General features: G+C 53.2%; 23 protein-coding genes. 15 read left to right on the top strand and 8 right to left on the bottom strand.

Annotated features, from left to right (window positions below; all coding sequences use genetic code 11):
* The first annotated feature begins 5 nt into the window (after positions 1-5).
* The 4 genes from RIC05_RS02225 to RIC05_RS02240 all read left to right on the top strand — a co-directional run bounded on the left by RIC05_RS02225 (position 6) and on the right by RIC05_RS02240 (position 3,443).
* A complete protein-coding gene (locus RIC05_RS02225) occupies positions 6-1,025 on the top strand; it encodes a TRAP transporter substrate-binding protein (protein ID WP_350047240.1) in 1,020 nt (339 codons plus the stop codon).
* Positions 1,026-1,093: 68 nt separating this feature from the next.
* Entirely contained in the window at positions 1,094-1,690 is a 597-nt protein-coding gene (locus RIC05_RS02230; RefSeq protein WP_350047241.1) for a TRAP transporter small permease, read from the top strand.
* Entirely contained in the window at positions 1,683-2,978 is a 1,296-nt protein-coding gene (locus RIC05_RS02235; RefSeq protein WP_350047242.1) for a TRAP transporter large permease, read from the top strand. Before RIC05_RS02230 ends, RIC05_RS02235 begins: the two co-directional genes overlap by 8 nt.
* A gap of 9 nt (positions 2,979-2,987) precedes the next feature.
* On the top strand, positions 2,988-3,443 hold the full coding sequence (locus tag RIC05_RS02240; protein WP_350047243.1) for a DUF3237 domain-containing protein: 456 nt from the start codon (positions 2,988-2,990) through the stop codon (positions 3,441-3,443).
* Between the two features lie 226 nt (positions 3,444-3,669).
* Here RIC05_RS02240 and RIC05_RS02245 read toward each other — a convergent pair whose 3' ends face one another.
* Positions 3,670-4,548, bottom strand: coding sequence for a LysR family transcriptional regulator (locus RIC05_RS02245; RefSeq protein ID WP_350047244.1), 879 nt, complete (start codon positions 4,546-4,548; stop codon positions 3,670-3,672).
* Between the two features lie 118 nt (positions 4,549-4,666).
* Here RIC05_RS02245 and RIC05_RS02250 point away from each other — a divergent pair, with 118 nt between their 5' ends.
* The gene (locus RIC05_RS02250) at positions 4,667-5,830 is read left to right on the top strand and encodes a mandelate racemase/muconate lactonizing enzyme family protein (RefSeq protein ID WP_350047245.1); all 1,164 of its coding nucleotides are present in this window, start codon (positions 4,667-4,669) and stop codon (positions 5,828-5,830) included.
* A gap of 110 nt (positions 5,831-5,940) precedes the next feature.
* On the opposite strand, the gene RIC05_RS02255 is transcribed toward RIC05_RS02250, so the two are convergent.
* Positions 5,941-6,702 (bottom strand): GntR family transcriptional regulator, encoded by a 762-nt coding sequence (locus tag RIC05_RS02255; RefSeq protein WP_350047246.1) that lies wholly within the window; start codon positions 6,700-6,702, stop codon positions 5,941-5,943.
* 313 nt (positions 6,703-7,015) lie between these two features.
* Here RIC05_RS02255 and RIC05_RS02260 point away from each other — a divergent pair, with 313 nt between their 5' ends.
* The 8 genes from RIC05_RS02260 (at position 7,016) to RIC05_RS02295 (ending at position 15,607) form a co-directional block, all read left to right on the top strand.
* Positions 7,016-8,014: a TRAP transporter substrate-binding protein gene (locus RIC05_RS02260; RefSeq protein WP_350047247.1), complete on the top strand. Its 999-nt coding sequence runs from the start codon at positions 7,016-7,018 to the stop codon at positions 8,012-8,014.
* A gap of 72 nt (positions 8,015-8,086) precedes the next feature.
* Positions 8,087-8,641, top strand: a complete 555-nt coding sequence (locus tag RIC05_RS02265; protein ID WP_350047248.1) for a TRAP transporter small permease — start codon at positions 8,087-8,089, stop codon at positions 8,639-8,641.
* On the top strand, positions 8,638-9,924 hold the full coding sequence (locus RIC05_RS02270) for a TRAP transporter large permease (RefSeq protein ID WP_350047249.1): 1,287 nt from the start codon (positions 8,638-8,640) through the stop codon (positions 9,922-9,924). Before RIC05_RS02265 ends, RIC05_RS02270 begins: the two co-directional genes overlap by 4 nt.
* On the top strand, positions 9,921-10,943 hold the full coding sequence (locus tag RIC05_RS02275; RefSeq protein ID WP_350047250.1) for a 4-hydroxythreonine-4-phosphate dehydrogenase PdxA: 1,023 nt from the start codon (positions 9,921-9,923) through the stop codon (positions 10,941-10,943). The genes RIC05_RS02270 and RIC05_RS02275 overlap by 4 nt, the downstream gene beginning before the upstream one ends.
* 170 nt (positions 10,944-11,113) lie before the next feature.
* Positions 11,114-12,286: an L-rhamnonate dehydratase gene (locus RIC05_RS02280; protein WP_350047251.1), complete on the top strand. Its 1,173-nt coding sequence runs from the start codon at positions 11,114-11,116 to the stop codon at positions 12,284-12,286.
* Between the two features lie 11 nt (positions 12,287-12,297).
* Positions 12,298-13,284 (top strand): AraD1 family protein, encoded by a 987-nt coding sequence (gene araD1 / locus RIC05_RS02285; protein ID WP_350047252.1) that lies wholly within the window; start codon positions 12,298-12,300, stop codon positions 13,282-13,284.
* Positions 13,285-13,304: 20 nt separating this feature from the next.
* Complete coding sequence (locus RIC05_RS02290; protein WP_350046339.1) at positions 13,305-14,819, top strand: aldehyde dehydrogenase (NADP(+)); 1,515 nt, start codon at positions 13,305-13,307, stop codon at positions 14,817-14,819.
* Between the two features lie 62 nt (positions 14,820-14,881).
* Positions 14,882-15,607 carry a ribonuclease activity regulator RraA gene (locus RIC05_RS02295; protein ID WP_350046338.1) on the top strand — a complete coding sequence of 242 codons (726 nt, stop codon included), beginning with the start codon at positions 14,882-14,884 and terminating at the stop codon, positions 15,605-15,607.
* Positions 15,608-15,692: 85 nt separating this feature from the next.
* On the opposite strand, the gene RIC05_RS02300 is transcribed toward RIC05_RS02295, so the two are convergent.
* The 5 genes from RIC05_RS02300 to xylF all read right to left on the bottom strand — a co-directional run bounded on the left by RIC05_RS02300 (position 15,693) and on the right by xylF (position 21,541).
* On the bottom strand, positions 15,693-16,973 hold the full coding sequence (locus RIC05_RS02300; protein ID WP_350046337.1) for an ROK family protein: 1,281 nt from the start codon (positions 16,971-16,973) through the stop codon (positions 15,693-15,695).
* Positions 16,974-17,087: 114 nt separating this feature from the next.
* Positions 17,088-18,272 carry a fumarylacetoacetate hydrolase family protein gene (locus RIC05_RS02305; RefSeq protein WP_350046336.1) on the bottom strand — a complete coding sequence of 395 codons (1,185 nt, stop codon included), beginning with the start codon at positions 18,270-18,272 and terminating at the stop codon, positions 17,088-17,090.
* Positions 18,269-19,132 (bottom strand): ATP-binding cassette domain-containing protein, encoded by an 864-nt coding sequence (locus RIC05_RS02310; RefSeq protein WP_350046335.1) that lies wholly within the window; start codon positions 19,130-19,132, stop codon positions 18,269-18,271. The genes RIC05_RS02305 and RIC05_RS02310 overlap by 4 nt, the downstream gene beginning before the upstream one ends.
* A gap of 11 nt (positions 19,133-19,143) precedes the next feature.
* On the bottom strand, positions 19,144-20,409 hold the full coding sequence (locus tag RIC05_RS02315; protein WP_350043099.1) for a sugar ABC transporter permease: 1,266 nt from the start codon (positions 20,407-20,409) through the stop codon (positions 19,144-19,146).
* Positions 20,410-20,509: 100 nt separating this feature from the next.
* Positions 20,510-21,541: a D-xylose ABC transporter substrate-binding protein gene (gene xylF, locus RIC05_RS02320; RefSeq protein WP_350046334.1), complete on the bottom strand. Its 1,032-nt coding sequence runs from the start codon at positions 21,539-21,541 to the stop codon at positions 20,510-20,512.
* Positions 21,542-21,782: 241 nt separating this feature from the next.
* On the opposite strand from xylF, the gene RIC05_RS02325 reads away from it, so the two are divergent.
* Positions 21,783-22,544 (top strand): SDR family NAD(P)-dependent oxidoreductase, encoded by a 762-nt coding sequence (locus RIC05_RS02325; protein WP_350046333.1) that lies wholly within the window; start codon positions 21,783-21,785, stop codon positions 22,542-22,544.
* An 88-nt stretch (positions 22,545-22,632) separates the two neighbouring features.
* Positions 22,633-24,795, top strand: coding sequence for a dihydroxy-acid dehydratase domain-containing protein (locus tag RIC05_RS02330; RefSeq protein ID WP_350043096.1), 2,163 nt, complete (start codon positions 22,633-22,635; stop codon positions 24,793-24,795).
* Between the two features lie 101 nt (positions 24,796-24,896).
* On the opposite strand, the gene purU is transcribed toward RIC05_RS02330, so the two are convergent.
* The gene (purU, locus tag RIC05_RS02335) at positions 24,897-25,781 is read right to left on the bottom strand and encodes a formyltetrahydrofolate deformylase (protein ID WP_350043095.1); all 885 of its coding nucleotides are present in this window, start codon (positions 25,779-25,781) and stop codon (positions 24,897-24,899) included.
* Position 25,782 lies beyond the last annotated feature (1 nt).

Here is a 25,782-nt window from a genome sequence, read left to right on the forward strand (position 1 = left end):
AAACAATGAAACACCTTCGTCTTGGTTCTCTGGTTGCTTTGGCATCATTTGCGGCCATTTCTTCGGTTTCCGCCGAAGGAGTGAACTTCCGCCTTGCGCACTGGCTTCCGCCAACGCATCCCGTGCAAACCATGGGGCTTGAAGAATGGACAAATTCCATTCGCGAAGCATCTGGTGGGCAAATTGACTTTACCATTTTCCCGGCACAGCAACTTGGATCGGCACCTGATCACTATGACATGACCCGCGATGGGATTGCCGATATCGGATATATCAATCCGGGCTATCAGGCAGGCCGTTTCCCGATTTATGGGATGACGGAAATTCCGTTCAATGTGAAAGATGCGCTCAACGGATCAGTCGCCCTTCACAAATGGTATGCCAACTATGCCGATCAGGAAATGCCGGAAGTCAAGCTGTGCCTGGTTAACCCGCATGATCCGGGCACGATACATTCAAAAATGCCGGTGCATGTTCCGGAAGACATCAAGGGCCATGCTGTCCGCCCGGCACATGCGACGATGGCACGATTTGTCAATCTTTTGGGGGGCGCCAGTGTTCAGGTGCCAGCCCCCGAAGCACGTGAAGCGATTGCCAAGGGAACGGCGGATGCGATCACCTTCCCGTGGAACTCGATGTATATTTTTGGCATCGACAAGGAAACGAAATATCACCTTGATATGCCGTTCTATGTGTCGTCCCAGATTCTTGTGATCAATCGCGCCAAATATGATGGATTGTCCGCGGAAAATCGCAAAGTTATGGACGAACATTGCACGCCCGAATGGTCAGGACGTTTTTCCAAAGGATGGGCTGAAAACGAAGCATCGGGCCGCGATAAGATGATTGCGTCCGGTGAGCATGAACTTTATCAGCCGACCGCAGAAGAACTGCAACAATGGCGTGACGCAGCGGCACCGCTTGTCGATCAGTGGCGGGAAAGTGTTGCCGCAAAGGGCGGTGATGCCGATGCGATTTACAAGGCCTTCATCGACGCGCTCGAAGCGGAAAACACCAGATACTGATGATGTTTGTCTTGTGTCGGCGGTGCTGCGCCAAGGTGCCGCCGACACCTTTAAAATGAGCGACCAAGATGCAGGTTCTTCGTCATTCCCTTCGATTTCTTGATGCGTTTTCACGCAAGGTCGAGACGGTCTCGGCTGTCTTGCTTGCGGTGATTACGCTTCTTGTTCTGGCATCTGCAATTGGCCGGTATTTATTTGCCTGGCCGATCCCCGATGCCTTTGACTTTTCGCGGCTGTTTCTTGGCGTGGTCATCATGTGGGGATTTGCCTGTGTCGGTTATCGCGGATCCCATATCAAGGTGGATTTGTTTGCCTTGATGCTACCGGCACCTGTTCGGCGCTGGACGGATTTCTTCGCCTGGCTGGTGCTGCTTGGCTTTACCGGTTTGCTGTGCTGGAAAATGATGACGCGTGTCACCAGTGCCTATGACAGCGGTGAAACGACGTTTGATCTGCAATTACCTGTCTGGCCGGTTATGGCCCTGATCTGGCTGGGTGTTGCGGTCAGCATGCTGACCATTCTTGCCCGTGCATTGATGATTGCAATATCGGGGGCCGGTCTGGATGATTTTGAACCGGCGGATGCCGCACACGATGCGGATGACGTCGTCGGCACAAAACACAAAAAAGATCAGGAAACCATGACCGGGGGCAATCATGGCTGAAGCCGACTTTGTTGCATTGGGCGGTTTCGTTGCCCTGTTTGCCTTGATGGTTTTACGCGTGCCGATTGGCATCGCCATGGGGATTGTCGGTGTTGGGGGATTTGCCGCGATTGTCGGGCCAGGACCGGCTTTGAACCTTTTGGCGCAATCGCCAATTCGAACGATTACCGACTTTAATCTGAGCCTGATACCGTTTTTCATTTTGATGGGTGTGCTTGCCACCAATTCGGGCATGTCGCGCGAACTGTTTCGTGCCGGACAGGCGTGGCTTGGGGCGTTTCGCGGTGGGATGGCGCTTTCAACGATTGCATCCTGTGCCGGATTTGCCGCTATTTCAGGATCATCGGTCGCAACGGCGTCGACCATGACCAAGGTTGCGCTGCCTGAAATGCAACGCAATGGCTATCAGGACCATGTGGCAACCGGGGTGATTGCCGCGGGCGGAACGCTTGGGATCCTGATCCCGCCATCGGTTGTTCTGGCGGTTTATGCCTTCATTACCGAACAGGATGTTGGCAAGCTGTTCATCGCCGGGATCGTTCCGGGGGTCCTTGCGATCATTATGTATATGCTGGCTGTTCGTGTGGCCTATGCCCGCAATTTGCCGGCGGGCGATGCATTTGATTTCCGCCGTGCGATCCGTTCGCTTAAGGATGTCTGGGCGGTGTTGGCGTTGTTCATAGCCATCATCGGCAGTATTTATCTTGGAATTGTGACCGCAACAGAGGCGGCAGCGGTTGGTTCGGTGCTAACCGCGTTAATTGGTGTCTTGCGGGGGCGATTGGGATGGCGTGGCATTCTTGAAAGCCTTGTCGAAGCCCTCAGAACATCTGTTGCGATATATACCATTTTAATCGGGGCGATCCTGTTTGGTTATTTCCTCGCAATTACCCAAACACCGCAGAAAATAACGGCATGGCTGGTGGGGCTTGATATCGGCGCCTATCCGACCCTGGCGTTGATCTTGATCTTTTTCCTGCTTCTGGGCTGCATTCTTGATGCCATGGCCATGATTATCCTGTTGGTGCCGATTGTGTTTCCTGTCATCACCCAGCTTGGGTTTGATCCGATCTGGTTTGGCATCATTGTTGTGATGACGGTCGAGCTCGGATTGATCACGCCACCCGTCGGGATGAACGTTTTTGTGATCAATTCGATTGCCCGCGAGGTGCCCTTGCAGAAGGTATTCCGGGGGGTGATCCCGTTTGTTGCGGTGGATATCATCCGTCTGATCTTGCTGGTTGCAGTGCCATCTATCGTTCTTTTCTTACCGATGACGATGAATTAGGGGAACGCCATGAAACCCGAACTCGAACATTTTTGTGATCTGACGGTGGAGTTGGAAGCGCCGATAGAACTTGGGAATTCCATGCGCGGCGCCCGAAAGATTATCCCGATCATCGGCGGGCATGTTGAAGGCAAGCATTTGAACGGAAAGGTTCTGTCGTTAGGGGCAGACTGGCAAACCGTTTTTGAAAACGGTGTCGCCGAACTCGATACCCGTTATTGTATTGAAACCTATGACGGGGCGCTGATTGACATCCGCAACTTCGGATACCGACACGGATCCAAAGACGTATTGGCGGCTCTTGCACGCGGCGAGCATGTTGATTCGTCCAAATATTACATGCGCACCCAGCCACGTTTCGAAACCGGCGACGAACGCTATACATGGATTAATCATCGTATTTTTGTCGGATCCGGGCGACGGGAAAAGAGCACTGTTTACGTGTCTGTGTACCAAGTTTTGTGAATGGTTTTACCAGATTTGAGGTTTCAGAAACCTGCTTTACCCAATGTGTGACTTCTGATTGGAGGAGTTGGATGCATGTCTCCAGAGCCCTTTGAGCTGAGTCAGGCATAGCGAATACATCAATGTGTTCCCGGAAGTGACGTTGTTCCTGCCTAATTTGATGGTGAATTAGGTGTAGGGCAGAGCCGAAATCAGTTTGCAGGCTGATGTCGGCATAGGCTCAGGTTCAGGCTAAGGACGACCAAAGTTCTTCGGCGATCTTGCTTAGTCTTCGTCGGGGTCGGCTGATGCGGATCTCAAGTGCGATTGTTGGAAAGTCTGGATTGAAGATTTCCAGCTGTCTGGTATCGCGGTCGCGCCCGGCAAGGCTTTCGGGGAGCCACGCAACACCTGCACCACTTTTGGTCATTGAAAGCAACGTTGCGGCGAGATGGGATGTGAATCCTGCCTTGGCCAAGTCATCTGTATTGGTGTGTTTGCAGGTTGCATCAATGATCCGGCCAAGGCCGGATTTTTGGCTGTAGGCAAGGTAGGGCGCGGGTTGTTTTGTGGTTTTGATCTGTGATGCCAAAGATGGGCTGACCATGGCAACAAGCTGATCATGGCCGATGATCCGACTTTGAAACAGCGGCGGTTGCAGTTCCGAAGGGGCATCAGGATGAGCATGGGCAATCAAAAAATCGATCTCGCCCTTTTGCATCAGGTTTTCACAGGCTTGCATGCTGTCAGATACCAGATTTAACGGCCCCAATGACATCACGTCATTTTGCTGGCGCAGCCATTCCGGGATGAAGGTAAAAGAAAGTGCGTGGGTCGCCGCGATGTTGAGCGACGCATGGGTGGATTTTGCAAGTTCGCTGGCTTCGCGTTTGGCTTGGGCCAGTGAAAAACAAACAGCACGGGCATGGGCAAGAAAATGTTGCCCGGACGGGGTCAGGGCAACCGAATGGGTTGTGCGTTCGACCAATTTGGCACCAACCCAGCCTTCAAGCGCACGGATGCGGCGGCTAAAGGCCGGTTGCGTGATGTTTCGCCGTTCTGCCGCGCGAGAGAAATTAAGCGTTTCACTCAGCACAACAAAATCTTCAAGCCAACGCAGTTCCATATTGGTTATGCCAAATCAGTATAAACATAGTTGGAGTTCACATTGGATATAAGCCGGTGGCAAGCTTTATTATTATGAGAAGTAAGCAGTTCACGGATTTTATTCAAAGGATACGGTTATGCAAATTGTCGATATCGTCGAGGTCACCAAGCCAATAGCTTCGCCTATTCGAAATGCCTATATCGATTTTTCGAAAATGACAGCCAGTTTGGTCGCGGTGGTGACCGATGTGGTGCGTGATGGACGGCGGGTGGTGGGCTATGGGTTTAATTCCAACGGGCGTTATGGACAGGGCGGGCTTATCCGTGAACGGTTTCGCGATCGCGTTCTGGCGGCGGACCCGGCATCTTTGTTAAATGACGCTGGCGATAACCTTGATCCGCATCGTATCTGGGCGACCCTGATGCAAAATGAAAAGCCCGGCGGGCATGGGGAACGATCCGTTGCGGTCGGCACGGTCGATATGGCCGTCTGGGATGCGGTTGCCAAGATTGCCGGAAAGCCATTGTTCCGGTTGCTGGCGGAAACTTATGGGGTGGAAGCCAACCCCAAGGTCTTTGTTTATGCAGCGGGTGGTTATTATTACCCGGGCAAGGATTTATCCGCCTTGCGCGCAGAAATGCGTGGCTACCTTGACCGCGGTTACACCGTGGTAAAGATGAAAATCGGCGGGGCGTCTATTGACGATGACCGGGCGCGTATCGAGGCGGTTCTGGATGAAATCGGGACTGAGGCACAGCTTGCTGTTGATGCCAATGGCCGCTTTGATCTTGAGACGGCCATTGCCTATGCCAAGATGCTGCGCGAGTATCCTTTGTTCTGGTATGAAGAGGCGGGTGATCCGCTGGACTATCAGTTGCAGGCAGCACTTGCGGATTTTTACCCCGGCGCAATGGCGACGGGCGAAAACCTGTTTTCCCATCAGGATGCCAAGAACCTTTTAAGATATGGCGGAATGCGCCCGGATCGCGACTGGTTGCAGTTTGACTGCGCGCTTTCTTATGGGCTGGTGGAATATCTTCGCACGCTTGAGGTTCTTAAAACCCACGGCTGGTCACCGAAACGCTGCATTCCCCATGGCGGACATCAGATGTCACTCAATATCGCAGCCGGACTGGGGCTGGGCGGCAATGAAAGCTATCCCGATCTGTTCCAGCCCTATGGCGGTTTTCCTGACAGTGTAAAGGTCGAGGATGGCTACATCACCATGCCTGAACTGCCTGGAATTGGGTTCGAAGGAAAGTCTGATCTGATTTCGGTGATGCGCGATCTGGCAGAATAAGGTTGGCGGCATCCGTGCCCATTTGGCGTGAGGGTGCCGTTTTTTGCCAAAAAAGAAGGCCCCCGCTTTCGCGGGAGCCAGTTCCAGCAGTGCCGGTCTCTTGTGTTCTTTTATTCGTCGTTATCGTGATGGTCGGCTGCGCCAACCTGACCATCTTCGCTAACCTTGGTCCAGGTGCTGCCAAGGTGGTTGCGCATAAGATCGTTCAATTTGACGGCATCGCGGTTTTCGATGGCCTTGAGGATTTCTTCATGCTCGCTAATGGCGGTCGGCCATTTCGTGTTGCGCATGTTTGACCGATACCGAATGCGATACAGGCGTGCATTCATGCGTTCGTGGGTTTCGATCAGTAACGGGTTGCCCGAAGCCAGAACAAGGGCGCGGTGTATGCGTTGGTTAAGCTTGAAATAAGCGAGACGGTCTTTGCGGGCAAAGGCTGCGAGCATCTCGTAATGCAATGCGCGAATTTCATCTATTTCTGCGTCGGTTGCGCGTTTGCAGGCCAGTTCGCCAGCAAGACCTTCGATCCCGCCGAGAAATTCCAGCATATGCTTAACATCTTCCGGGCTGGGATTAGCTGCAATCGCCCCGCGCGATGGCAGAAGTTCGACCAAGCCGTCAACGGCGAGAATGCGCAACGCTTCGCGCAGCGGTGTGCGCGATACATTAAGCTGTTGGGCTAACGTGCGTTCGCGGATCGGTTTGCCCGGTGGAATGATGTCCTGAACAATCATGTCACGCAGAACATTGGCGGCCTGCTGCGCAAGCGGCAGGTCGCTATTTTCCGAGATGGTTGCGATTGGCGCATCAGTAATCAGCTCGTTGAGAGTGAGCTCAGATTCTGACTTGGCGTCCAGTGTGATGTTGCTCAAACCGTGTGTTTCCTGCGTAACGTTATTACGCGAACAATACGGTGGTCCCGGAGGAAGAGCAAGGTAAAAATGGTATACCAAAATAAATGGTATACCATTTTGCCGCGTTAGAAGGCGGTTCTTGCTGAAGGAAATAGTATCTAAAGTGATGAAAAACAGCGAAAATAATGAGGTTGGCATTGAAATTATTGAAAGAGCTGGAATTTTCATTGACTCCCGGTATCTTTAATATGGTATACCAAAATCAAGCGCGGCAAAGATCGTGCGTTCCCAGCTACCGGTGAACAACGAAATTTATAAACGGGAGGAATACATGACCCACACAGGTCGTATCCGTAAATTAATCACTGCCGTTGCTTTTGGCAGTATCGCGTCCATGTCCGCACTCGCTACTGCAAATGCAGCAGATGATATCGTATTTGCCATCAGTGCCGAGCATGGGTCTCTTCAGGCGAATACTGCCGCTGAATTCACCCGTCTAGCCAATGAACGCCTTGGCGAGAAGGCAACCGTGAAGCTTTTTGACTCTGCCCAGTTGGGTAAGGACAAAGAGCTGATGCAGCGCCTGAAGCTTGGGACGGTCCAGATTACTCTGCCATCCTCGACCATGCCGACCATTGCGGACAAGTTCGCCCTTTTTGATCTTCCGTTCCTTGTGAAGGACCGTGATCAACTGGCAAAAATCGAAGAGTCGGTTTTCTGGCCGACTGTTGCCCCACAGGCTGAAGAATCCGGTTACAAAATCCTCGCTCTTTGGGAAAACGGTTTCCGTCAGATCACCAACAATGCGCGTCCGATCAATGTTCCGGCCGATCTTGACGGCATCAAGTTGCGCACACCGCAATCTGAATGGCGTGTCGCCATGTTCTCAAGCTATGGCGCGAACCCGACCCCGATGGCCTTCTCTGAAGTCTTCGTTGGTCTTCAGACCGGTGTCATCGATGGCCAAGAAAACCCATTGACCAATATCGAGGCAGCCAAGCTTAACGAAGTGCAGAAATATCTGACGCTTTCGGGGCACATTTATTCGCCGTCTTATCCTACCATGTCGGTGGCGGCCTATAACGATCTTGATCCGGAAGTGCGCGACATTCTGGTTAAGACTGCGCGGGAAGTGGCTCTTTGGTCACGTGATGCCGGGGCAAAGGCAGACAAGCAGCTGCTTGACGAGCTTGCGGCGGGCGGTATGGAAGTCAATACCGCTGATCGTGCTGCGTTTGTTGAAGCTTCCAAGCCAATCTACGCCAAGTTCGCATCGGAAATTGACGGTGGTCAGGCCTTGGTCGACGCCGCACTTGCAACTGCAAATTAAACCGGATCGGGGCAACCATTCCACCGGTTGCCCCGCTTTTTGCGACTTTCGTTTTCGATAGGAGAGAACGTGATGCAGTTTGCTGCAGTTCTGTTCAGGCGCACACTTGAAGTCTTCACCATGACATTGATCACGCTTTTGGCGCTGATTGTGATTGTGGCAGTGATTTTCCGTTACAGCGGCAATTCACTGGTTTGGTACGATGAAGTTGCTTCGGTGATGTTGGCCTGGATTACATATTATGGCGCTGCGTTGGCCGCAGTACGCCGGTCCCACCTTAGTTTTTCCGGGGTTCTTCTCGCCCTTCCACTCACCATGCGCAAGATCGTCTTCCTGATTGGCGAAGCCATTGTGATTGCAATGTTTGCCGCTATGGCATGGGCTGGCTGGTTTGTGCTTCAGATCATGGGCGGAGAAACCCTTATTTCCCTGCCATGGGTTGGGTTGCAGTTTACGCAATCTGTCATTCCGATTGGCTGTGCACTGTTTGTGATTGGCCAGTTGCTCAGCTTTCCTGAAGCATGGCACCGCATGGTGACGGCACTTGATGTCGAAACCGAAGATATGAACCACGAAATCGCCAAAGCCACACAAGGTGGTGCGCCGATCAATGAAAGGGCAGCATGATGGCCGTTTCAATCATTCTTCCTTTGATGTTTTTCCTGGTCTTCATGGGGGTGCCGATTGCGGTTTCCATCGGTGCTGCGGCATTGGTGGGCGTGTACTCCCTGCATGGTATTCCTGGATTTTATAACGCTGCGCTTGCCCTGTTTGATGGTGCGACCAGTTTTCCTCTGATCGCCATTCCGTTGTTCATTCTGGCGGGTGCCTTGATGAATACATCATCAATTTCGCGCCGTCTGATCGAGTTTGTCTCCGCGCTGATCGGGTTCATGCGTGGCGGACTTGCGATGGTCAATATCGGGGTTTCGTTATTCTTTGCTGAAATATCAGGGTCGGCAGTGGCTGATGTTGCCGCGACCGGTTCAGTTCTGATCCCGGGCATGAAGCGCAAGGGATATAAAGGGACTTTTGCTGCGGCGATTACGTCGTCTTCGGCATCCCTTGCCATCATTATCCCACCATCCATTCCAATGATCCTGTATGGCGCACTTTCTGATACCTCGATCGTTCAGTTGTTTGTTGCCGGTGTTGTGCCGGGCCTTCTCGGCGCCTTCGGGTTGATGTGTGTGAGTTATTACTTCGCCGTCAAGTATGACATTCCGCGCGATGAACGGTTTGATCTGAAACGGGTCCGCAAAACCTTTGTCGATGCAGCATGGGCACTGACGCTGCCGTTCATCATTCTTGGCGGTATCTTTGGGGGGCTTGTGACAGCAACCGAAGGCGCCGGTCTGGCCGTGGTGGCCGCCGTGGTGATTGGTGCCTTTATCTATCGTGAACTTGATTTTTCAATGTTCCTTGATGCTCTGCGCGAAGGCATCAACCAAACGGCAACGGTGATGTTGCTGGTGGCGACATCGGCTGTCCTTGGTCTTTACCTGACGGAAGAAGGCCTGCCGCAGATGCTGGCAGCGGCGATCACGGGCTTTACCGATGATCCGTTCGTTGTGCTGATGTTGCTTAACGTTTTGCTGCTGGTGCTTGGCTGCATTCTGCACGGGGCAGCAGCAATTATTCTGGTGGTACCAATTGTACTGCCCCTGATCCAACAGGTCGGGATCGACCCGGTCCATTTTGGGATCATTCTGACACTTAACCTTGCAATCGGTCAGCAGACCCCACCTGTCGCCAGTGTTCTGGTGACATCCTGCTCGATTGCCAAAACAGATATCTGGGAAACGACCAAGGTCAATGTGCCTTTCATCGGCGTGCTTGTTGCGGTGCTTCTTGCCGTCACGTACTTGCCGTTTATTCCCATGACGCTTGTGGAGATCTTCTACCGATGACAACGAATGTAAAACCGCGTTTGGCGGTAATCCCCGGTGATGCCAATGGTATTGGCCCGGAGCTTCTTTTACGGCTTCTGTCACGCAGTGACATTCGTGAAAAGGCAGATGTGGTTGTGATTGGGGACAAATGCCTGATTGAACGTGGCCGCAAGGATTCTGGTCTGGATATTGATCTGCTTGCTGTGAATGACCTTCCGACAAGCTGGCCGACCGACGCCTATCCTTACATCGAAACATCTTTCTTCGATCCGGACCAAATCAAACCGGGTGTGGTTGATGCCAAATCCGGGGCGGCAAGTCTGAGAACGCTTGATGTTGCCCTTGATCTGGCACGCGATGAAAAAGTCGATGGCATCCTGTTTATGCCGTTTAACAAAGAAGCCATGATCCGTGGTGGTATGGGGCATGAGGACGAGTTGCATTATATGGCAGAACATATCGGTCATGACGGACCGATATGTGAGTTCAATACCATGGAAGGCATGTGGACCAGCCGCGTGACCAGCCATATTGCGCTGGCACGTGTAGTGGAAAACATTTCAGTCGACCGCATCGTCGATGCTGTTCGCCTGATTGCCGATGCGCTTGTTGCCAATGGTATTGATCAGCCACGTGTTGGTGTTGCTGCCCTTAATCCGCATGCCGGGGATGGTGGCAATTTTGGTCGCGAAGAAATTGACATTATCGCGCCTGCAGTAGCAAAGGCCAAAAGCCTTGGTCTTCCGGTCGAGGGTCCATGGCCTGCTGATACCATCTTTTTGAAAGCACAGGCAGGTGAGCTTGATGCGATTGTGACGATGTATCATGACCAGGGTCAGATCGCGATCAAACTGCTCGGCTTTGATCGCGGTGTTACGGTTCAGGGTGGTTTGCCGATCCCCGTGGCAACACCGGCCCATGGCACAGCCTATGACATTTCTGGTCTTGGTAAGGCCAATGTCGGTGCTACCCTTGCGGCATTTGAAATTGTTGTACGCATGGGTGGCAGCCGCCGACAGGCCCGACTGGCCGCATAAAGCCATTTGGTAAAGGCCGGGGTGTGCTTTTACGCGCCCCGGCCAAGTAATCGGCTCTTTCCAAAATAGTGGATCAACCCGGAGGCCGCGCAAGAACCGTTCTTGTGTGAACGCCACCGCTTTGTCCAAAAGCCCGGAATATGGGCACTGCATCGAAAAGGATGATCGTGATGAAAATCAAAAATATCCGCACGCGGGTTTTGCGCTGGAACGGCAAAACTGTCGCGCCACAAGCCAATTTCTGCACCAATGCATCAGATGCGCTTTATGAGCGCGGCGACAGCATGGGCTCGTTCCGTTTTCATGAATGGCTGATCTGCGAAGTTGAAACCGATGACGGTATTGTTGGCATCGGTAATGCCGCTTTGGCCCCGACAATCACCAAACAGATCATTGATACGTATCTTGCGCCACTGGTCATTGGTGAAGACCCGTTTGATAACGAATATCTTTGGCAGAAGATGTATCGCCGTACCCATGCCTGGGGCCGTAAAGGTGTTGGTATGGTGGCAATTTCGGCGATTGATATTGCGCTGTGGGACATCATGGGCAAGGCCCTTGGCAAGCCGGTGTTTAAACTGCTTGGTGGGCGAACCAAGGAACAAATTCCGGTCTATGCATCCAAACTGTACGGGCAATCGATTGATGCTTTGGCCCAAGAAGCTCAAAGCTATGTCGATGAGGGCTTTGATATGGTCAAGATGCGCTTTGGTTGGGGGCCAAAAGATGGTCCGGCAGGCATGCGCAAAAACCTTGATCTGGTCAAAACCGTGCGTGAAGTTATCGGCCCTGACCGCGACTTGATGCTGGAATGTTACATGGGCTGGAACCTTGAATACACCAAACGCATGTTGCCCAAATTGGCCGAATTCGAACCCCGCTGGCTTGAAGAGCCGGTCATTGCAGATGATCTGGCAGGCTATGCAGAACTCAACAATATGAACATCGTACCAATTTCTGGTGGTGAACATGAATTCACCAATTTTGGTTTCAAGACGCTGCTTGATATGAATGCGCTCAGTGTCATTCAGTACGATACCAACCGGGTTGGTGGTATCACTGCCGCGCAGAAAATCAATGCGCTGGCCGAAGCATACCAAGTGCCGGTCGTTCCCCATGCAGGCCAGATGCACAACTATCATCTGACCATGGCTAATCTGAATTGCCCGATTTCCGAGTTCTTCCCGGTGTTTGACGTCGAAGTCGGGAATGAGTTGTTCTACTACGTCTTCAAAGGTGATCCTGTGCCCAAAAACGGTTTCATAGATCTTGATGACAATCTGCCGGGTCTTGGTTTGGAAATTGCCGAAGACGCTCTTGGTGAATTCGAGATCATTGAATAGGAACCATGAACATGCGTTTGGTTCAGTTTATTACCGAAAACGGGAAACGTCGTGTCGGGGTTGTGGATGGGGATAATATCGCACCGTTGGCCGGTGTTGAAACCGTAAGCAAGCTTGCCGCAATTGCGATTGACGGCGGAATGACCATGATCGAGGCGGCGGAATGCCGTCTCGATGAGGCACGTGAAAGCTATGACGTCATTGTATCTAGTGGTCGATTGTTATCACCGATTGATCATTCTGACCCGGCCCATCTTCTGGTGACGGGAACCGGGTTGACCCATTTGGGATCGGCATCAGCCCGCGCGAATATGCACCAAGCCACAAGTAAGGCTGCGGACGAAACTGATTCGATGAAGATGTTTCGATTGGGCCTTGAAGGCGGGAAACCGGTGTCGGGCGAAAAAGGTGTTCAGCCTGAATGGTTCTACAAAGGGGACGGGTCAATTATCGCCGCGCCCGGTGATGATATTCCAAGCCCGTCATTTGCACTTGATGGCAGCGAAGAACCGGAAATTGCCGGGGTTTACATCAATGATCCGGATGGAACACCGGTGCGCGTCGGGTTTGTGATTGGGAATGAGTTTTCCGATCATGTGATGGAACGTCAGAATTATCTGTATTTGGCGCATTCCAAACTGCGTGCATGTGCGATTGGACCTGAATTATTACTCGGCGAGTTGCCGGGGCATGTTGAAGGTGTCTCGCGGGTTTATCGTGATGGTGAAATTCTTTGGGAAAAGCCGTTTGTCAGTGGTGAGGAGAACATGTCACATTCCATCGACAATCTTGAATATCACCATTTCAAATATGATTTATTCAGGCGCCCGGGGGATATTCATTTGCATTTCTTCGGGACTGCGACGCTCAGTTTTGCCGATGGTGTTCAGATCCAAGACGGCGACGAATTCGAAATCACGGCAGAGCCGTTCGGGCGAGCTGTACGCAATCGCCTTGCAGTTCAATCAGCAGAACCGATTAAAGTTCGCGTGATCTGACCAAGGCAACGGAGAGTTTGATGACCTATACCCTTACCGGCAAACATCTGATCGCAGGCGACTGGGTCGCAGGTGAGACGACGTTCCAGTCCGAACCGGCACATGGCCCGGCCAATACCTTCCCGGTCGGAACCCCGGCCCTTGTGGATCAGGCAGCCAAGGCTGCAGAAGACGCATTCTGGACGTTTGGCTATGCCACCCGTGAAGAACGCGCAAAGCTTCTCAACACCATTGCCGATGAAATCGATGCACGCGGTGATGAAATCACCGAAATCGGCACACAGGAAACCGGCCTGCCCGAAGCCCGTCTTCAGGGCGAACGTGGCCGCACGGTTGGTCAGTTGCGTTTGTTCGCAAGCCACATCCTTGATGGCGCCTATCTTGATCGTCGTTATGACGAAGCATTGCCTGATCGTGCACCATTGCCGCGCCCGGATCTGCGTTTGATGCAGCGCCCGATTGGCCCGGTTGCCGTATTCGGTGCCTCGAACTTCCCGCTGGCCTTTTCGGTTGCCGGTGGCGATACCGCAGCGGCCCTGGCCGCAGGCTGCCCGGTTGTTGTGAAGGGCCATTCCGCCCATCCGGGAACCGGTGAAATCGTTGCACAGGCAATTGATGTCGCAATCAAGAAATGCGGTGTTCATCCCGGCGTGTTCAGCCTTATTCAAGGTGGCAAGCGCGATGTCGGTCAAAGTCTTGTGCAGCATCCATTGATCAAGGCGGTCGGCTTTACCGGATCGCTTGGCGGTGGTCGTGCGCTGTTTGATCTGTGTGCCGCACGCCCGGAACCGATCCCGTTCTTTGGCGAACTGGGTTCGGTCAATCCGATGTTTATGATGCCAGCAGCCGTTAAGGCACGCGGTGCTGCGCTTGGTACCGGTTGGGCCGGGTCGCTGACCATGGGTGCGGGGCAGTTCTGCACCAATCCGGGGATTGCGGTTGTGATCGATGGGCCGGATGCAGATGCCTTTATCGCATCGGCCAAAGAAGGTTTGTCGGGCGTTGCTGCCCAGACCATGCTGACCGATGGCATGGCAGAAACCTATCGCGCCGGTGCCAAACGGATTGCCGGTACGTCTGGTGTGAAAGACGTTCTGACCACGTCATGTGATCTTCGTAATGCAACGCCTTATCTGTTTGAAACCACCGGTGAAAACTGGCTTTCAAATCATGAACTGGGTGAAGAGGTCTTTGGGCCGCTTGGTCTGGTGGTTCGGGTTAAGGATGTTGCAGAAATGCGCACCATTGCCAAATCGCTTGAAGGTCAGTTGACCTGCACGCTGCATCTTGATGCGGATGACGCGGCTGATGCCCGTTCATTGCTTCCGATCCTGGAGCGCAAAGCAGGGCGTGTTCTGGCCAACGGTTTCCCGACCGGGGTGGAAGTTTCCGACACCATGGTTCATGGCGGGCCGTATCCGGCATCGACCAACTTTGGCGCAACATCGGTTGGCACGATGTCGATCCGACGTTTCCTGCGTCCGGTTTGCTATCAGAACATTCCGGCCGATGTGCTGCCGGCTGATATTGCCTGATTTCTTTTTCACCATGATATCGCCCGGCTGTGATCAGCCGGGCACCCCACGGAGTACGAAATATGAGCGATTATGTCCTGAGCGACGCAATCCGTGCCAAGCTTAAACGCGTAAGCACCGCGTCGCTTTGCACAGCGCTTTACAAGCGCGGCATTCGCAACCAGTACATCCAGAATGTGCAGCAGGTTGCGCCCAAGGATGAAAACATGGTCGGGCAGGCTTATACACTGCGCTACATCCCGGCCCGCGAAGACCGCAACCCGATTGAAGTTTTCCGCGATCCCGATCATCCGCAACGCGTTGCCGTCGAACAATGTCCGGCCGGTCATGTTTTGGTGATGGACAGCCGTAAAGATGCCCGCGCGGCATCGGCGGGTTCGATCCTGGTCACCCGTCTGATGAAACGCGGCGTAGAAGGTGTTGTGACCGATGGTGGTTTTCGTGATGCCGATGGCATTGGTAAGCTTGCCATTCATTCCTATCACTCACGCCCGTCCGCACCCACCAACCTGACCCTGCATGAAGCCTATGACATAAATGTGCCGATCGGCTGTGGCGATGCGCCTGTCTTCCCCGGCGATGTTTTGGTTGGCGATAAAGACGGCGTTGTGGTTCTTCCGGCCCATCTGGCTGATGAGCTGGCCGAAGAATGTGCCGGCATGGAAAGCTTTGAAGACTTCGTTCTTGAAGAAGTCATGTCAGGCACATCAATCATTGGTCTGTATCCGCCGACCAAGGATGAAACCAAGGCCAACTTTGAAGCCTGGCGCAAGAAAACGGGGCGTTAAGTTCGTTTTGACAGCCAAAAGAAAAGCCGCTCCTGAACCGGGGCGGCTTTTTTATGACAATAGTGCAGGATCGTCGTGCTGCGGATCAGACAGCGACGGCTGCCTGAAACATATTTTCGTCGTGGCGCAAAAGGCTTTGCCCAATGGCCCCTTGAAGGGCCAAATCCTTGTCCCATGCCAGATGGATGATTTCCGGTCCTCGGCGCAGCTCGGGCACTTGCGCCAAGCTCAGCCCGCGCATGAGTTCCGGTTCCATCATGTCATAGGCACGGGCGCCCGATCCGGTGATGAAAATCTGTTTCGGACCCAAAAGCGCGATCAGATTGGCAATGCCGTATCCAAGAACCTTGCCGGCATGGCGGAATAAATCGGCCAAATCTTCATCGCCACCACGCGCACGCGCAACCAGATCCATCATTTGTTCTTCGCTGGGATGCAGGCTGTTGGCATCTGGCAGGTCAATGATCCCGCGCGCATCGCGCAAAATGGCGTAATCACCGATATAGGCTTCAAGACAGCCACGGCGTCCGCAATTGCATAACGGACCGTCAGGTTGGTATTTCGTATGGCCAAATTCGGCGGCCGTTCCGAAATCACCGTTGTAAACCGACCCGTTTAAAACCAGCCCCATGCCAATGCCATAGCCCAGCATGATCACGGCAAAATCACCGCCGCGATGCAAGTTGGTGTTTTGCGAAATGGCGGTGGCGATGCAGTTGGCATCATTTGACATTTGCACAATGCCGCCGAACCGTTCGCTCAGTGCCTTGGTCAGGGCGATGTTGCGTTGACGCAAGGCAGGCGACCAGATGATTTCACCGCTATTGCTGTCGCAGACACCTTGGACGGCGATGCTGATCCCGACGGGTGGGCGGGCTGAAAAATTCTTGTGCTTATCGATAAAACGATCAATCAGTTTGATCAGGGTCGCGATCAGTTCGGCTTCATCAAGATCACGGGTATTGATGCTGTGTTCTGAACTGTGTTCGATCTCGCCCTTGAAATTTCCAAGGGCGATTTCAATCAGATTGATGGTGATTTTAACCCCGATGACACAGGCCGCATTGGGCACCAGATCAAGCAGAACCTTGGGGCGGCCACGTGTGGCGCCATGATTGCCATTCGCATTTCCGTTGCCGTTGCCGTTGCTATTGACCGTGCCAGTAGCTTGTGCGTTCGCACCTTGGCTTTCCTGCACCAATCCTTGTGTCATCAGATCAGCGGTAAGGGACGTTACCGTTGCCGGACTAAGGCCCGTGGCACTGCCGATATCAATACGTGCAGCCGGGCCGTGAATGCGCAAATAACGCAAGATCGCGATCTGGGATGGTTGGCGTGGGGTGTCGCTGTCCGTGCGGCGGTTCATGGGGCTGGTATGTATCCTGTGAAATGGACAAGGCGGGTTTTGCACCCGCCTTGTAGATATAGGCATTTTTTGTCCCGTTTTGGCAAGGGATCAGGACAGGAAGCGTGCAGGTTTTTACAGCAACCCGCGCGCCGCAAGGTTGGTCATCAAGGCGGTGATGCCAAACTGCCATGGATTGATGGCATCGGATCGGTCCACCTGATTGACCAGTTTGCCAAGGCTTGGCGTGGCGATGGTGACAAGATCGCCCATCTGGTGGGTGAAGCCTTTACCCGCACCGCCGCGATCATCGGTTGGCGCAAACATCGTGCCCAAAAACAGCATGAAGCCATCGGGATATTGGTGATGTTTGCCAATGGCCTGACCGACAAGGCTTTCCGGTGTGCGGCTGATCTGGCTCATGGAGCTCACAGCATCAAGGTGATAGCCATCATTCTGTCCATCAACCGCCATGGCGATATCGGCACCCTTGATGGTTTCAAGGGTGAAATGATCATCAAACAGGCGAATGAACGGCCCGATTGCGCAAGAGCCGTTATTGTCTTTGGCCTTGCCCAACAGAAGGGCGGATCGGCCTTCGACATCGCGCAGGTTGACGTCATTGCCAAGGCTGGCGCCAACGATTTTGCCGTTGGAGGTTACCGCAAGCACCACTTCAGGTTCCGGGTTGTTCCATGTTGAAATGGGGTGCAGGCCAACATGCGCCCCATGACCAACCGCCGACATAACCGGCGATTTGGTAAAGATTTCCGCATCCGGGCCAATGCCGACTTCAAGATATTGCGACCATGCGCCTTTCTCGATCAAGATACGCTTGATCTCGGCAGACTTTTCCGACCCCGGTTTGACCTGGGACAGGTCATCACCAATGATGCCGGTGATTTCAGTCCGGATCTGATCGGCCTTGCTGGCATCCCCGCGGGTTTGTTCTTCGATCACGCGTTCCAGCAGGCTGGCGACAAAGGTGACACCGCTTGCCTTGATGGCCTGAAGGTCATTGGGGCTAAGGAAATGTGCGGTTTTCGTATCTGTGCCCGGGCGCGATTGCGCAAGAATATCGCCAAACGATGCAACGGTTGGAAAGCTTGCCGCATTCGACAGGCGCGCCACCAGATCGTCACGTTCAAGAAGCTGGCTTATGGTCGGGGCAAGGCTGCTGATATCGCGCAGATTTTCGCCATCAACCAGAACCGGTGTCGGGCCTGATACGCGTGGGTCCCAGATGCGCCCGACCAGAATGGCACGGTTGGCATCATCGGGCAGGATATCGGTTTGGGTCACCGGAAAGCCGTCGGTCATAAGGTGGTCTCGCTTGTTTCGCTGTTAATGGCACTTGTCTCGCTAACTGCATCAGATGATGCAGGAATATTGGTCGCACCCGGTCCGGCCAGATGCAAAAGATGTTCGGGCATCTTACCCAGAATGATCATGCCAAGTACATCATCATGGGTGACATCTTCGGTGCGGACACTGCCGACCAATTTGCCGTTTTTCATGACATGCAGGCGATCAGAAAGATCAAACACATCATGAAGATCGTGGCTGATCAACAAAATACCCAACCCGTCGCGTTTAAGCTGATCAATCAGTTCGCCAACCATTTTGGTTTCATGTACGCCCAAGGCGGCACAGGGTTCATCCATGATCAGAACCCGGGCTTCGAACAAAAGCGCGCGCGCAATGGCAACCGATTGGCGTTGCCCACCCGACAGGGCGGAAACAGGCGATGTGAACTTCTTGAAATTCGGGTTTAAACGATGAAGAACTTCACGGGCCTTATGTTCCATCTTGGCATCATCAAGAAACCCGAATTTGTCGACAAATTCGCGGCCCAGAAACAGGTTCTGGGCAGCATCAAGATTATCAGCCAAGGCAAGGTTTTGGTAAATCGTCTCGATATTATTGTCGCGCGCATCACGGGCATTTTCGATTTTGGCTTCTTTGCCATCGACAATGATCTGACCGCTATCGGCCTGATACGCACCCGACAGGATTTTGATCAAGGTCGATTTGCCCGCACCATTATGGCCAAGCACACCGACAACTTCGCCGGGGTACAGGTCGATGGAAACGCCATCAACCGCCTTGACCCCGCCAAAGCTGATATGGATGTCGCGCATTTCGACCAGCGGATCTTTGTTGATGTTGCTATCTGTCATGTCCGGTCTCCTTACGCGGTCGGGTCGCTGTAACGACGATGGAAATATTTGTCGCTAAAGACAGCCAGAACAAGGACCAACCCGATAACGATGCTTTGAAGCGACGTATCAACACCCAAAAGCGCCATGCCGCTTTGCAGGCTTTGCATCACAAGGGCGCCGATCAGCGCACCGTAAATCGTACCGACACCGCCTGCCAATGACGTGCCACCAATAACAACTGCGGCAATCACACGCAATTCGTCAAGCGTGCCCAGATCATTGCCAGCCGATTGCAGGCGGGCGGATGAAATCGCCGCACTGATGGCGCACAAAACACCCATCAGGGCAAAGACGGCAACAGTCATGCGTTTGACATTGATACCGGCAAGTTCAGCCGCCTGCGGGTTGCCGCCAATGGCAAAGATATAACGACCAAACCGGGTGCGTTTAACGACAATGGTCAGAACAATCGCAACCAAAGCAACAATCAAAAGCGGGATCGGAATGCCATGGGAAATTTCAAGATTTTCCGGTGTGACCGGGATGCCCTTGTTTTCCAAAAGACGTTCAGCCGCACGGGTTGGCAAGTGATAGGCATTCAGTGTCGTGATCGCCACCAGAACCAGACCGGCCTTGATAATGGTGTTGGTATATTCTGCCCAGATCGGTTTGACCGGGAATTCAAAGGACAAGCGACGGCGGCGTTCCATGATCGCGGCATAGATGATGGCCAGAATGGCGATCAATGCGACGATCCAGCTCCATGTTGCACCAATGGTGCCTTCGATCCCGCCACCCAGCAAAATGAAATTCTGATCAAGCGGGGCAACGGTGCGCCCCTGTGTGACCCACCAAGCTGATCCGCGCCAGACAAGAAGGCCACCCAGTGTGACGATAAAGGCTGGAACACCAAGATACCCGACCGCCAGACCCTGAATGCCGCCAATCGCAGCACCGAGAACGATGCCGATCAAAAGGGTCAGGATCCACGTCATCGGATGATTGTAATCAAGGAATTGCGGCAGGAAGTCGGTTTGAACAACCCCCATGACCATGGCAAGAACGCCAAGGATCGCACCCACAGAAAGATCAATGTGGCGGGTAACAATAATTAAAACCATCCCGCAGGCCATAACGGCAACGGACGCCGTCTGAACCGACAGGTTAAAGATGTTTCGTGGCGTAATAAAACGTCCGCCAGAGGCGATATCAAAGCCGACCCAGATGATCAGCAAAACGACGGCAAGGCCAACCAGTCGACGGTCGACTTCCATTTTCGAAAGTAGTCGTGACATGAAAAAGCTCATAAAGCAGCGGGGCCGACATCCTATGATCTGCGCATAGATACGGCTGTCGGCCCCGGGTTAAGCAAGGTCGGAGGAAGTGCAGTTTGTCTTAGTTACAAGCTGCGACCTTGTCGCTCGAAACGCCTTGGCAGACGACGTCTTTGCCAACCCAACCGGCGTCAATGACCAGACCAAGTTTGTCTTGGGTGATGGCAACCGGATCAAGGAAGTAAGACTTCATGGTGACACCATTCGGGCTCTGCCAATCCTGAGTGCCTTCGACATCGCCAAGTTTGGTGCCTGCTGCCAGATCAACTGCGATTTCAGCTGCACGTTTGCCCAAAAGGCGGGCGTCTTTCCAGACAGAAACAGTCTGGGTGCCCTGCGCAACACGGTTCAGTGCGGCAAAGTCGCCATCCTGACCGGAAACAGGAATGCCTTGCATACCCTGCGCAGAAAGGGCGGCAACCACACCACCCGCTGTACCATCGTTGGAGGCAACAACGGCATCAACTTTGTTATCTGCTGCGGTCAGGAACTGTTCCATGTTGCGCTGGGCAATAGCTGGCTGCCAGCTATCGGTATAGGCTTCACCAACCACTTTTATGTCGCCTGAATCAATCGCAGACTGAAGGATTTCAAGCTGTCCTTCATGCAAAAGATTTGCGTTCGGGTCGGTCGGTGCGCCTTTGATAAAGACATAATTGCCTTTTGGCTGTGCGGCAAAAACGGCTTCTGCCTGCAGACGACCAACTTCTTTGTTGTTGAAGGTGATGTAATAGGCGTTTTTGTCTTCGATCAGGCGGTCATAACCAACCACCGGAATGCCTTCGTTAAGGGCCAGCTCGACAGCCGGGCCGATCGAAGACGAGTCTTGCGCCAGAACGATCAGTGCATTTGCACCGCGTGCGATCAGGCTTTCAATATCTGCAAGCTGCTTGGACGGCGAGCTTTGCGCATCGGCACTGATATATTCAGCGCCTGCTGCTTCAAGGGCTGCCTTAATGGCGGCTTCGTCTGTTTTCCAGCGTTCTTCCTGGAAGTTCGACCAGCTTACGCCAACGGTGAGATCGGCTGCAAAAGCATTTGCAGACAGCAGAACGGTACCGGCCAACATGGCCGTTGAGAGGAGTTTTTTCATCGGTTTCTTCCCTGAATGAGTGTGTCTTGCGGCGACATTTATTTTTATTGTCGAAAAAATGTTGACGTGAAGAAGCCGTCCTGTCAAATTTTTTTTAGTGAATAAATTAAAAACAGTGCTTTTGACGATCAAATGACCCATATATCGGCATCTACAGTTGATTTAGGGTGTTTTATTCATGGTGCAGTGCATCATTTAATTTGGTCGTCTAAAATAAAGCAAAGAAATGGCAGGGAACGTTATGACAGCGAGTTATCACGACATTGACGGGAAATCCGTGCTTGTTACCGGCGGTGCGTCGGGGATTGGTGCGTCTATCGTGCGTGCATTCTGTGCGCAGGGTGCCCATGTCGGGTTCTTTGATATTGATGATGACGCGGCGCAATCGCTTATCGATGAAATCCGCGGCGAACACGGTGTTGCCCCGGTCTATAAATCATTGGATTTGCGCGATCAGGCCGCGATTCCCGGTGCGGTGCGTGAAGTGTCTGCTGCCATCGGGGTGATTGATGTTCTGGTCAATAATGCCGCACGCGATGACCGCCACGCGCCGGAAGATATCGGGCCTGAGCAATGGCGTGACGGGCTGGATGTGAATTTGAGCCACCATTTCTTTTGTGCCAAGGCGGTTGCGCCGGGCATGAAGGAAAAAGGGACTGGCAGCATTATTAATTTCAGTTCGGTAAGTTATATGATGGGTTTGCCCGATCTGGTGACCTATGAAACCGCCAAGGCCGGTATCATTGGCCTGACCCGGGCACTTGCCCGCGACTGGAGCCACGATGGCATTCGGGTTAATGCGGTCACGCCAGGCTGCATCATGACCCAGCGACAGCTTGATCTCTGGATCACGCCCGCAGACGAAGAGCGCATTCAGGAACAGCAATGCGTCAAGCGTCGCCTGGTGGGGGATGATGTCGCACAAATGGTGCTGTTTTTGGCATCTGATGTATCTTCTGCTTGCTCGTCGCAGAACTTCATTGTTGATGGTGGTATTGTCTGACCGGCATCTTCGTGCTTAATCCTGTTCCCGTTGCTGTTTCCCGTTGCCGCTACCCGCGCCACTCGCCATGAATTGAGAACATAACGCCATGTCGCCGACCAATTTGCCAGCATCCCCGATCATCATTGATGAGAAGGCCAACCCCTATCGCGATTGCATTCAAGGATTGGCCAATCAGCCAATCACCGTGATCAGGCTGTTGCGTGATGCGGTGAATGAAAATCCTGTTGTGGCGCGTGACCGGCATTTTGATGTGCCCGAAATCAAGGATGTGGTCGGGCGTCTGGTCGAAAACCGGCCGCGTATTGCGATCATTGCCGGTGCACCGGACCATCCGGCGCATCTTCTGGATCGGCCACAGGCCTTGATGGCGGCCCTTCGCATTTGGGAAATGGGCGGGGTGCCGTTCCTGTTCCATGTGCCGGTAATTTGCGATGGCACAGCACAGAACAATATCGGGCAAAGCTATTCGCTGGCATCGCGCAATCATACGGCGGCTGCGGTCAATATCACCTTTGAAGGGCACAGCTATCATGCGGCCTATGTGATTGCCGGATGTGATAAATCCCCGGCCGCCGTGGTGGCCGGGTTGGCATCTGCTGATCATGCGCGGGCTTATCGCGGGGATCAGGCGCCGGTCTGGGCGGTGTTTGCGCCATCGCATGTTCTAAAGGGCGGGGAAATTCCTGATGGCACGCGCAGACTACTTGAAAATATCGCAGCCGATGCCGATCGTGCGGGGCATAGTGATCTTGGCGGCGATATCCGCGAAAACATGCGCTATATCCTGCAATGCACGTCGGACGAAGCCTTTGCCGGGTTGTTGGAACGCGCACGGTTGCTAAGCCTGATTGATGGCAAGCTGGAGCGCCGCGTTCTTGATGAACTGGCCGCAGCAACCTGTGATTCCAAAGGCGGCATTTGTGCCTTTAACGGAACAGGCAATTCATCGCGCACCATGTTAGCCGCCTTTGGCTTAACCCCGCCGGAATTGGAATTGCTGACCGATGTACCGCCTTTTGCAGCCGTGGCTGCGGGGATTGATGCGTTGTTCGGTGTGTTTAACAAACCGGAATACGCGATTGGCAATTTGCTGAAGGCCAACTTTGCCAATTTCGTGCGCATTCATAATGCGACGGGATCAAGCAGCAACATGCTTTTGCATCTGCCATTTATGATGCGCTATGCCGGGTTTGATGTGTCGATCGATGATTATCAGGATGTGCGCACCAAAACGCCGGTTCCGGAAATATTTGCCCATAGCCTGACAGAAAACCGCGATACGTTTGTTCTGGCCCAGCAAATGGCCGAAGGCAAAAACCGTGGCATGGAAAGCATCTATCGCGTTCTGGCCGATTTGGGTGTTGCGATGGATCTTGATGCGCCCACCATCCTTGGCAAAACCTGGGCAGAGCGGATTGCAACGCTTGAAAACCCGGTTGATCTGTCTTTGGGCGATGCATCGGTTATCCGGGCAACCCCGGTACGGCAGCGATCGGGTGTCGATGTGATTACGGGCAGTTTCTTTGAAAATTGTGCGGTCAAAACATCAGGCATGAGCGATCATTTGCTATCGCATTTTGACGACCATGTTTTCATTGTCCGCTATTACGAAAACGAACATCTGTGTAATGCCGACTTTGCATCGCCCGATCTGGTCACGCGCCTGATTGAAACCGACGGCGTTGACGAAGACCTGATCGCAGCGGTCGTGCGCCGTAATGGGGGCAACCGGGTTGATATGGATGCGCCAAAGGAAATGCTTGAACAGGGTCATCTGTCCTTTGCCTTTGTCATTGGCGGGCAGGGACCGGAAGCCTATGGCATGCCCGAAATGTTTTCCCCGTCGCAGAATTTGCGCCATCACCGCATTCTCGAAGCTTCATCGATGTTGATCACTGACGGGCGGTATTCCGGTGTGACCAAGGGGGCCTGCATTGGCCATATGGTCCCCGAAGCCTTCGCCGGTGGCGGGATCGGGTATCTGCGCGATGGTGATGTTTTGCGGCTTAACCTGACAACGCTGACACTGGATTGGCTCGACCCCGAAGCCTTCCACAATGGCGAAGAACGTGCGGCCGATCCAAGACAACTTGCAGAACGGGCTGAATTCTTCAAGGCGCGGATGGCGCGGATGGAAGCCCGCCAATGCGATATCGCGGCAAGCAATGTTCTTGATGCGATTGGCAATGCTGCGCGCGGCATCGTCCCGCGGGCTGTAGATCGCCGTGCGGTCAAGGCGTGGCGCTAAGCCGTTTTGCGATGCTGACAGTCACCGACATCCCTGAATAGAAAACGCCCCGAACCAGTTTTGGTCGGGGCGTTTTTTGCATCGCATATCAGACGGGGCGATCAGCCCATGCGTTCGGACGCATAGCTTCCCGGGCTTGGCGGGAAGACAATCGTGCGATTGCCATTGATGAAGGATCGATGATGAATATGGGCGTGAACCGCACGTGCCAGAACCTGACTTTCAACATCGCGTCCGATGGACACATAGTCGGCTGAATTCTGGCTGTGGGTAACGCGGGCAAGATCCTGTTCAATGATCGGACCTTCATCAAGGTCTGCGGTAACATAATGCGCAGTTGCACCGATCAGTTTGACCCCACGTTCATACGCCTGACGATAAGGATTGGCCCCCTTGAAGCTTGGCAGGAACGAATGGTGGATATTAATGATCTTACCGCTCATTTTCTTGCAAAGACCGTCTGAAAGAACCTGCATATAACGCGCAAGAACAATCAGTTCGACATCGCTGTCCGAGACAAGATCAAGAAGCTTTTTCTCAGCTTCGGGCTTGTTGTCCTTGGTCACCGGAATATGGTGGAACGGGATGTCGTGATTGACTACGACTTTCTGGTAATCGAAATGGTTTGAAACCACCCCGACGATATCAATCGGCAAAGCGCCAATTTTCCAGCGATACAGCAGATCGTTCAGGCAATGACCGAACCGCGATACCATCAGAAGAACTTTCATCTTCTGGGCGCTGTCGTGGAACTGATAGGACATGCCAAATTCGGTTGCCCGACCATCAAAGCCACGTGTCAGTGTTTCCTGATCAACACCTTGTTCGCTTACAAAGGCGACCCGCGTAAAGAACAGGCCGGTTTCCATATCGTCAAACTGGGAGCTGTCGGTGATGTTGCAACCCTGTTCGGCCAGATAGGAGGATATGGCTGCAACGATCCCGCGCTGAGAGGCGCAGGTGACTGTCAGAACGTAACTTTTCATC

The sequence above is a fragment of the Thalassospira sp. genome (assembly GCF_040218635.1).
GTDB lineage: Bacteria > Pseudomonadota > Alphaproteobacteria > Rhodospirillales > Thalassospiraceae > Thalassospira.

Excerpts from the sequence above, each read along its gene's own strand:
- RIC05_RS02315 (WP_350043099.1), bottom strand. The coding sequence starts at position 20,409 with ATGTCACGACTACTTTCGAAAATGGAAGTCGACCGTCGACTGGTTGGC.
- xylF (WP_350046334.1), bottom strand. The coding sequence starts at position 21,541 with ATGAAAAAACTCCTCTCAACGGCCATGTTGGCCGGTACCGTTCTGCTG.
- RIC05_RS02235 (WP_350047242.1), top strand. The coding sequence starts at position 1,683 with ATGGCTGAAGCCGACTTTGTTGCATTGGGCGGTTTCGTTGCCCTGTTT.
- RIC05_RS02325 (WP_350046333.1), top strand. The coding sequence starts at position 21,783 with ATGACAGCGAGTTATCACGACATTGACGGGAAATCCGTGCTTGTTACC.
- RIC05_RS02305 (WP_350046336.1), bottom strand. The coding sequence starts at position 18,272 with ATGACCGACGGCTTTCCGGTGACCCAAACCGATATCCTGCCCGATGAT.
- RIC05_RS02260 (WP_350047247.1), top strand. The coding sequence starts at position 7,016 with ATGACCCACACAGGTCGTATCCGTAAATTAATCACTGCCGTTGCTTTT.
- RIC05_RS02240 (WP_350047243.1), top strand. The coding sequence starts at position 2,988 with ATGAAACCCGAACTCGAACATTTTTGTGATCTGACGGTGGAGTTGGAA.
- RIC05_RS02290 (WP_350046339.1), top strand. The coding sequence starts at position 13,305 with ATGACCTATACCCTTACCGGCAAACATCTGATCGCAGGCGACTGGGTC.
- purU (WP_350043095.1), bottom strand. The coding sequence starts at position 25,781 with ATGAAAAGTTACGTTCTGACAGTCACCTGCGCCTCTCAGCGCGGGATC.
- RIC05_RS02245 (WP_350047244.1), bottom strand. The coding sequence starts at position 4,548 with ATGGAACTGCGTTGGCTTGAAGATTTTGTTGTGCTGAGTGAAACGCTT.
- RIC05_RS02265 (WP_350047248.1), top strand. The coding sequence starts at position 8,087 with ATGCAGTTTGCTGCAGTTCTGTTCAGGCGCACACTTGAAGTCTTCACC.
- RIC05_RS02230 (WP_350047241.1), top strand. The coding sequence starts at position 1,094 with ATGCAGGTTCTTCGTCATTCCCTTCGATTTCTTGATGCGTTTTCACGC.
- RIC05_RS02280 (WP_350047251.1), top strand. The coding sequence starts at position 11,114 with ATGAAAATCAAAAATATCCGCACGCGGGTTTTGCGCTGGAACGGCAAA.
- RIC05_RS02275 (WP_350047250.1), top strand. The coding sequence starts at position 9,921 with ATGACAACGAATGTAAAACCGCGTTTGGCGGTAATCCCCGGTGATGCC.
- RIC05_RS02300 (WP_350046337.1), bottom strand. The coding sequence starts at position 16,973 with ATGAACCGCCGCACGGACAGCGACACCCCACGCCAACCATCCCAGATC.
- RIC05_RS02225 (WP_350047240.1), top strand. The coding sequence starts at position 6 with ATGAAACACCTTCGTCTTGGTTCTCTGGTTGCTTTGGCATCATTTGCG.
- RIC05_RS02330 (WP_350043096.1), top strand. The coding sequence starts at position 22,633 with ATGTCGCCGACCAATTTGCCAGCATCCCCGATCATCATTGATGAGAAG.
- RIC05_RS02270 (WP_350047249.1), top strand. The coding sequence starts at position 8,638 with ATGATGGCCGTTTCAATCATTCTTCCTTTGATGTTTTTCCTGGTCTTC.
- RIC05_RS02295 (WP_350046338.1), top strand. The coding sequence starts at position 14,882 with ATGAGCGATTATGTCCTGAGCGACGCAATCCGTGCCAAGCTTAAACGC.
- RIC05_RS02310 (WP_350046335.1), bottom strand. The coding sequence starts at position 19,132 with ATGACAGATAGCAACATCAACAAAGATCCGCTGGTCGAAATGCGCGAC.
- araD1 (WP_350047252.1), top strand. The coding sequence starts at position 12,298 with ATGCGTTTGGTTCAGTTTATTACCGAAAACGGGAAACGTCGTGTCGGG.
- RIC05_RS02250 (WP_350047245.1), top strand. The coding sequence starts at position 4,667 with ATGCAAATTGTCGATATCGTCGAGGTCACCAAGCCAATAGCTTCGCCT.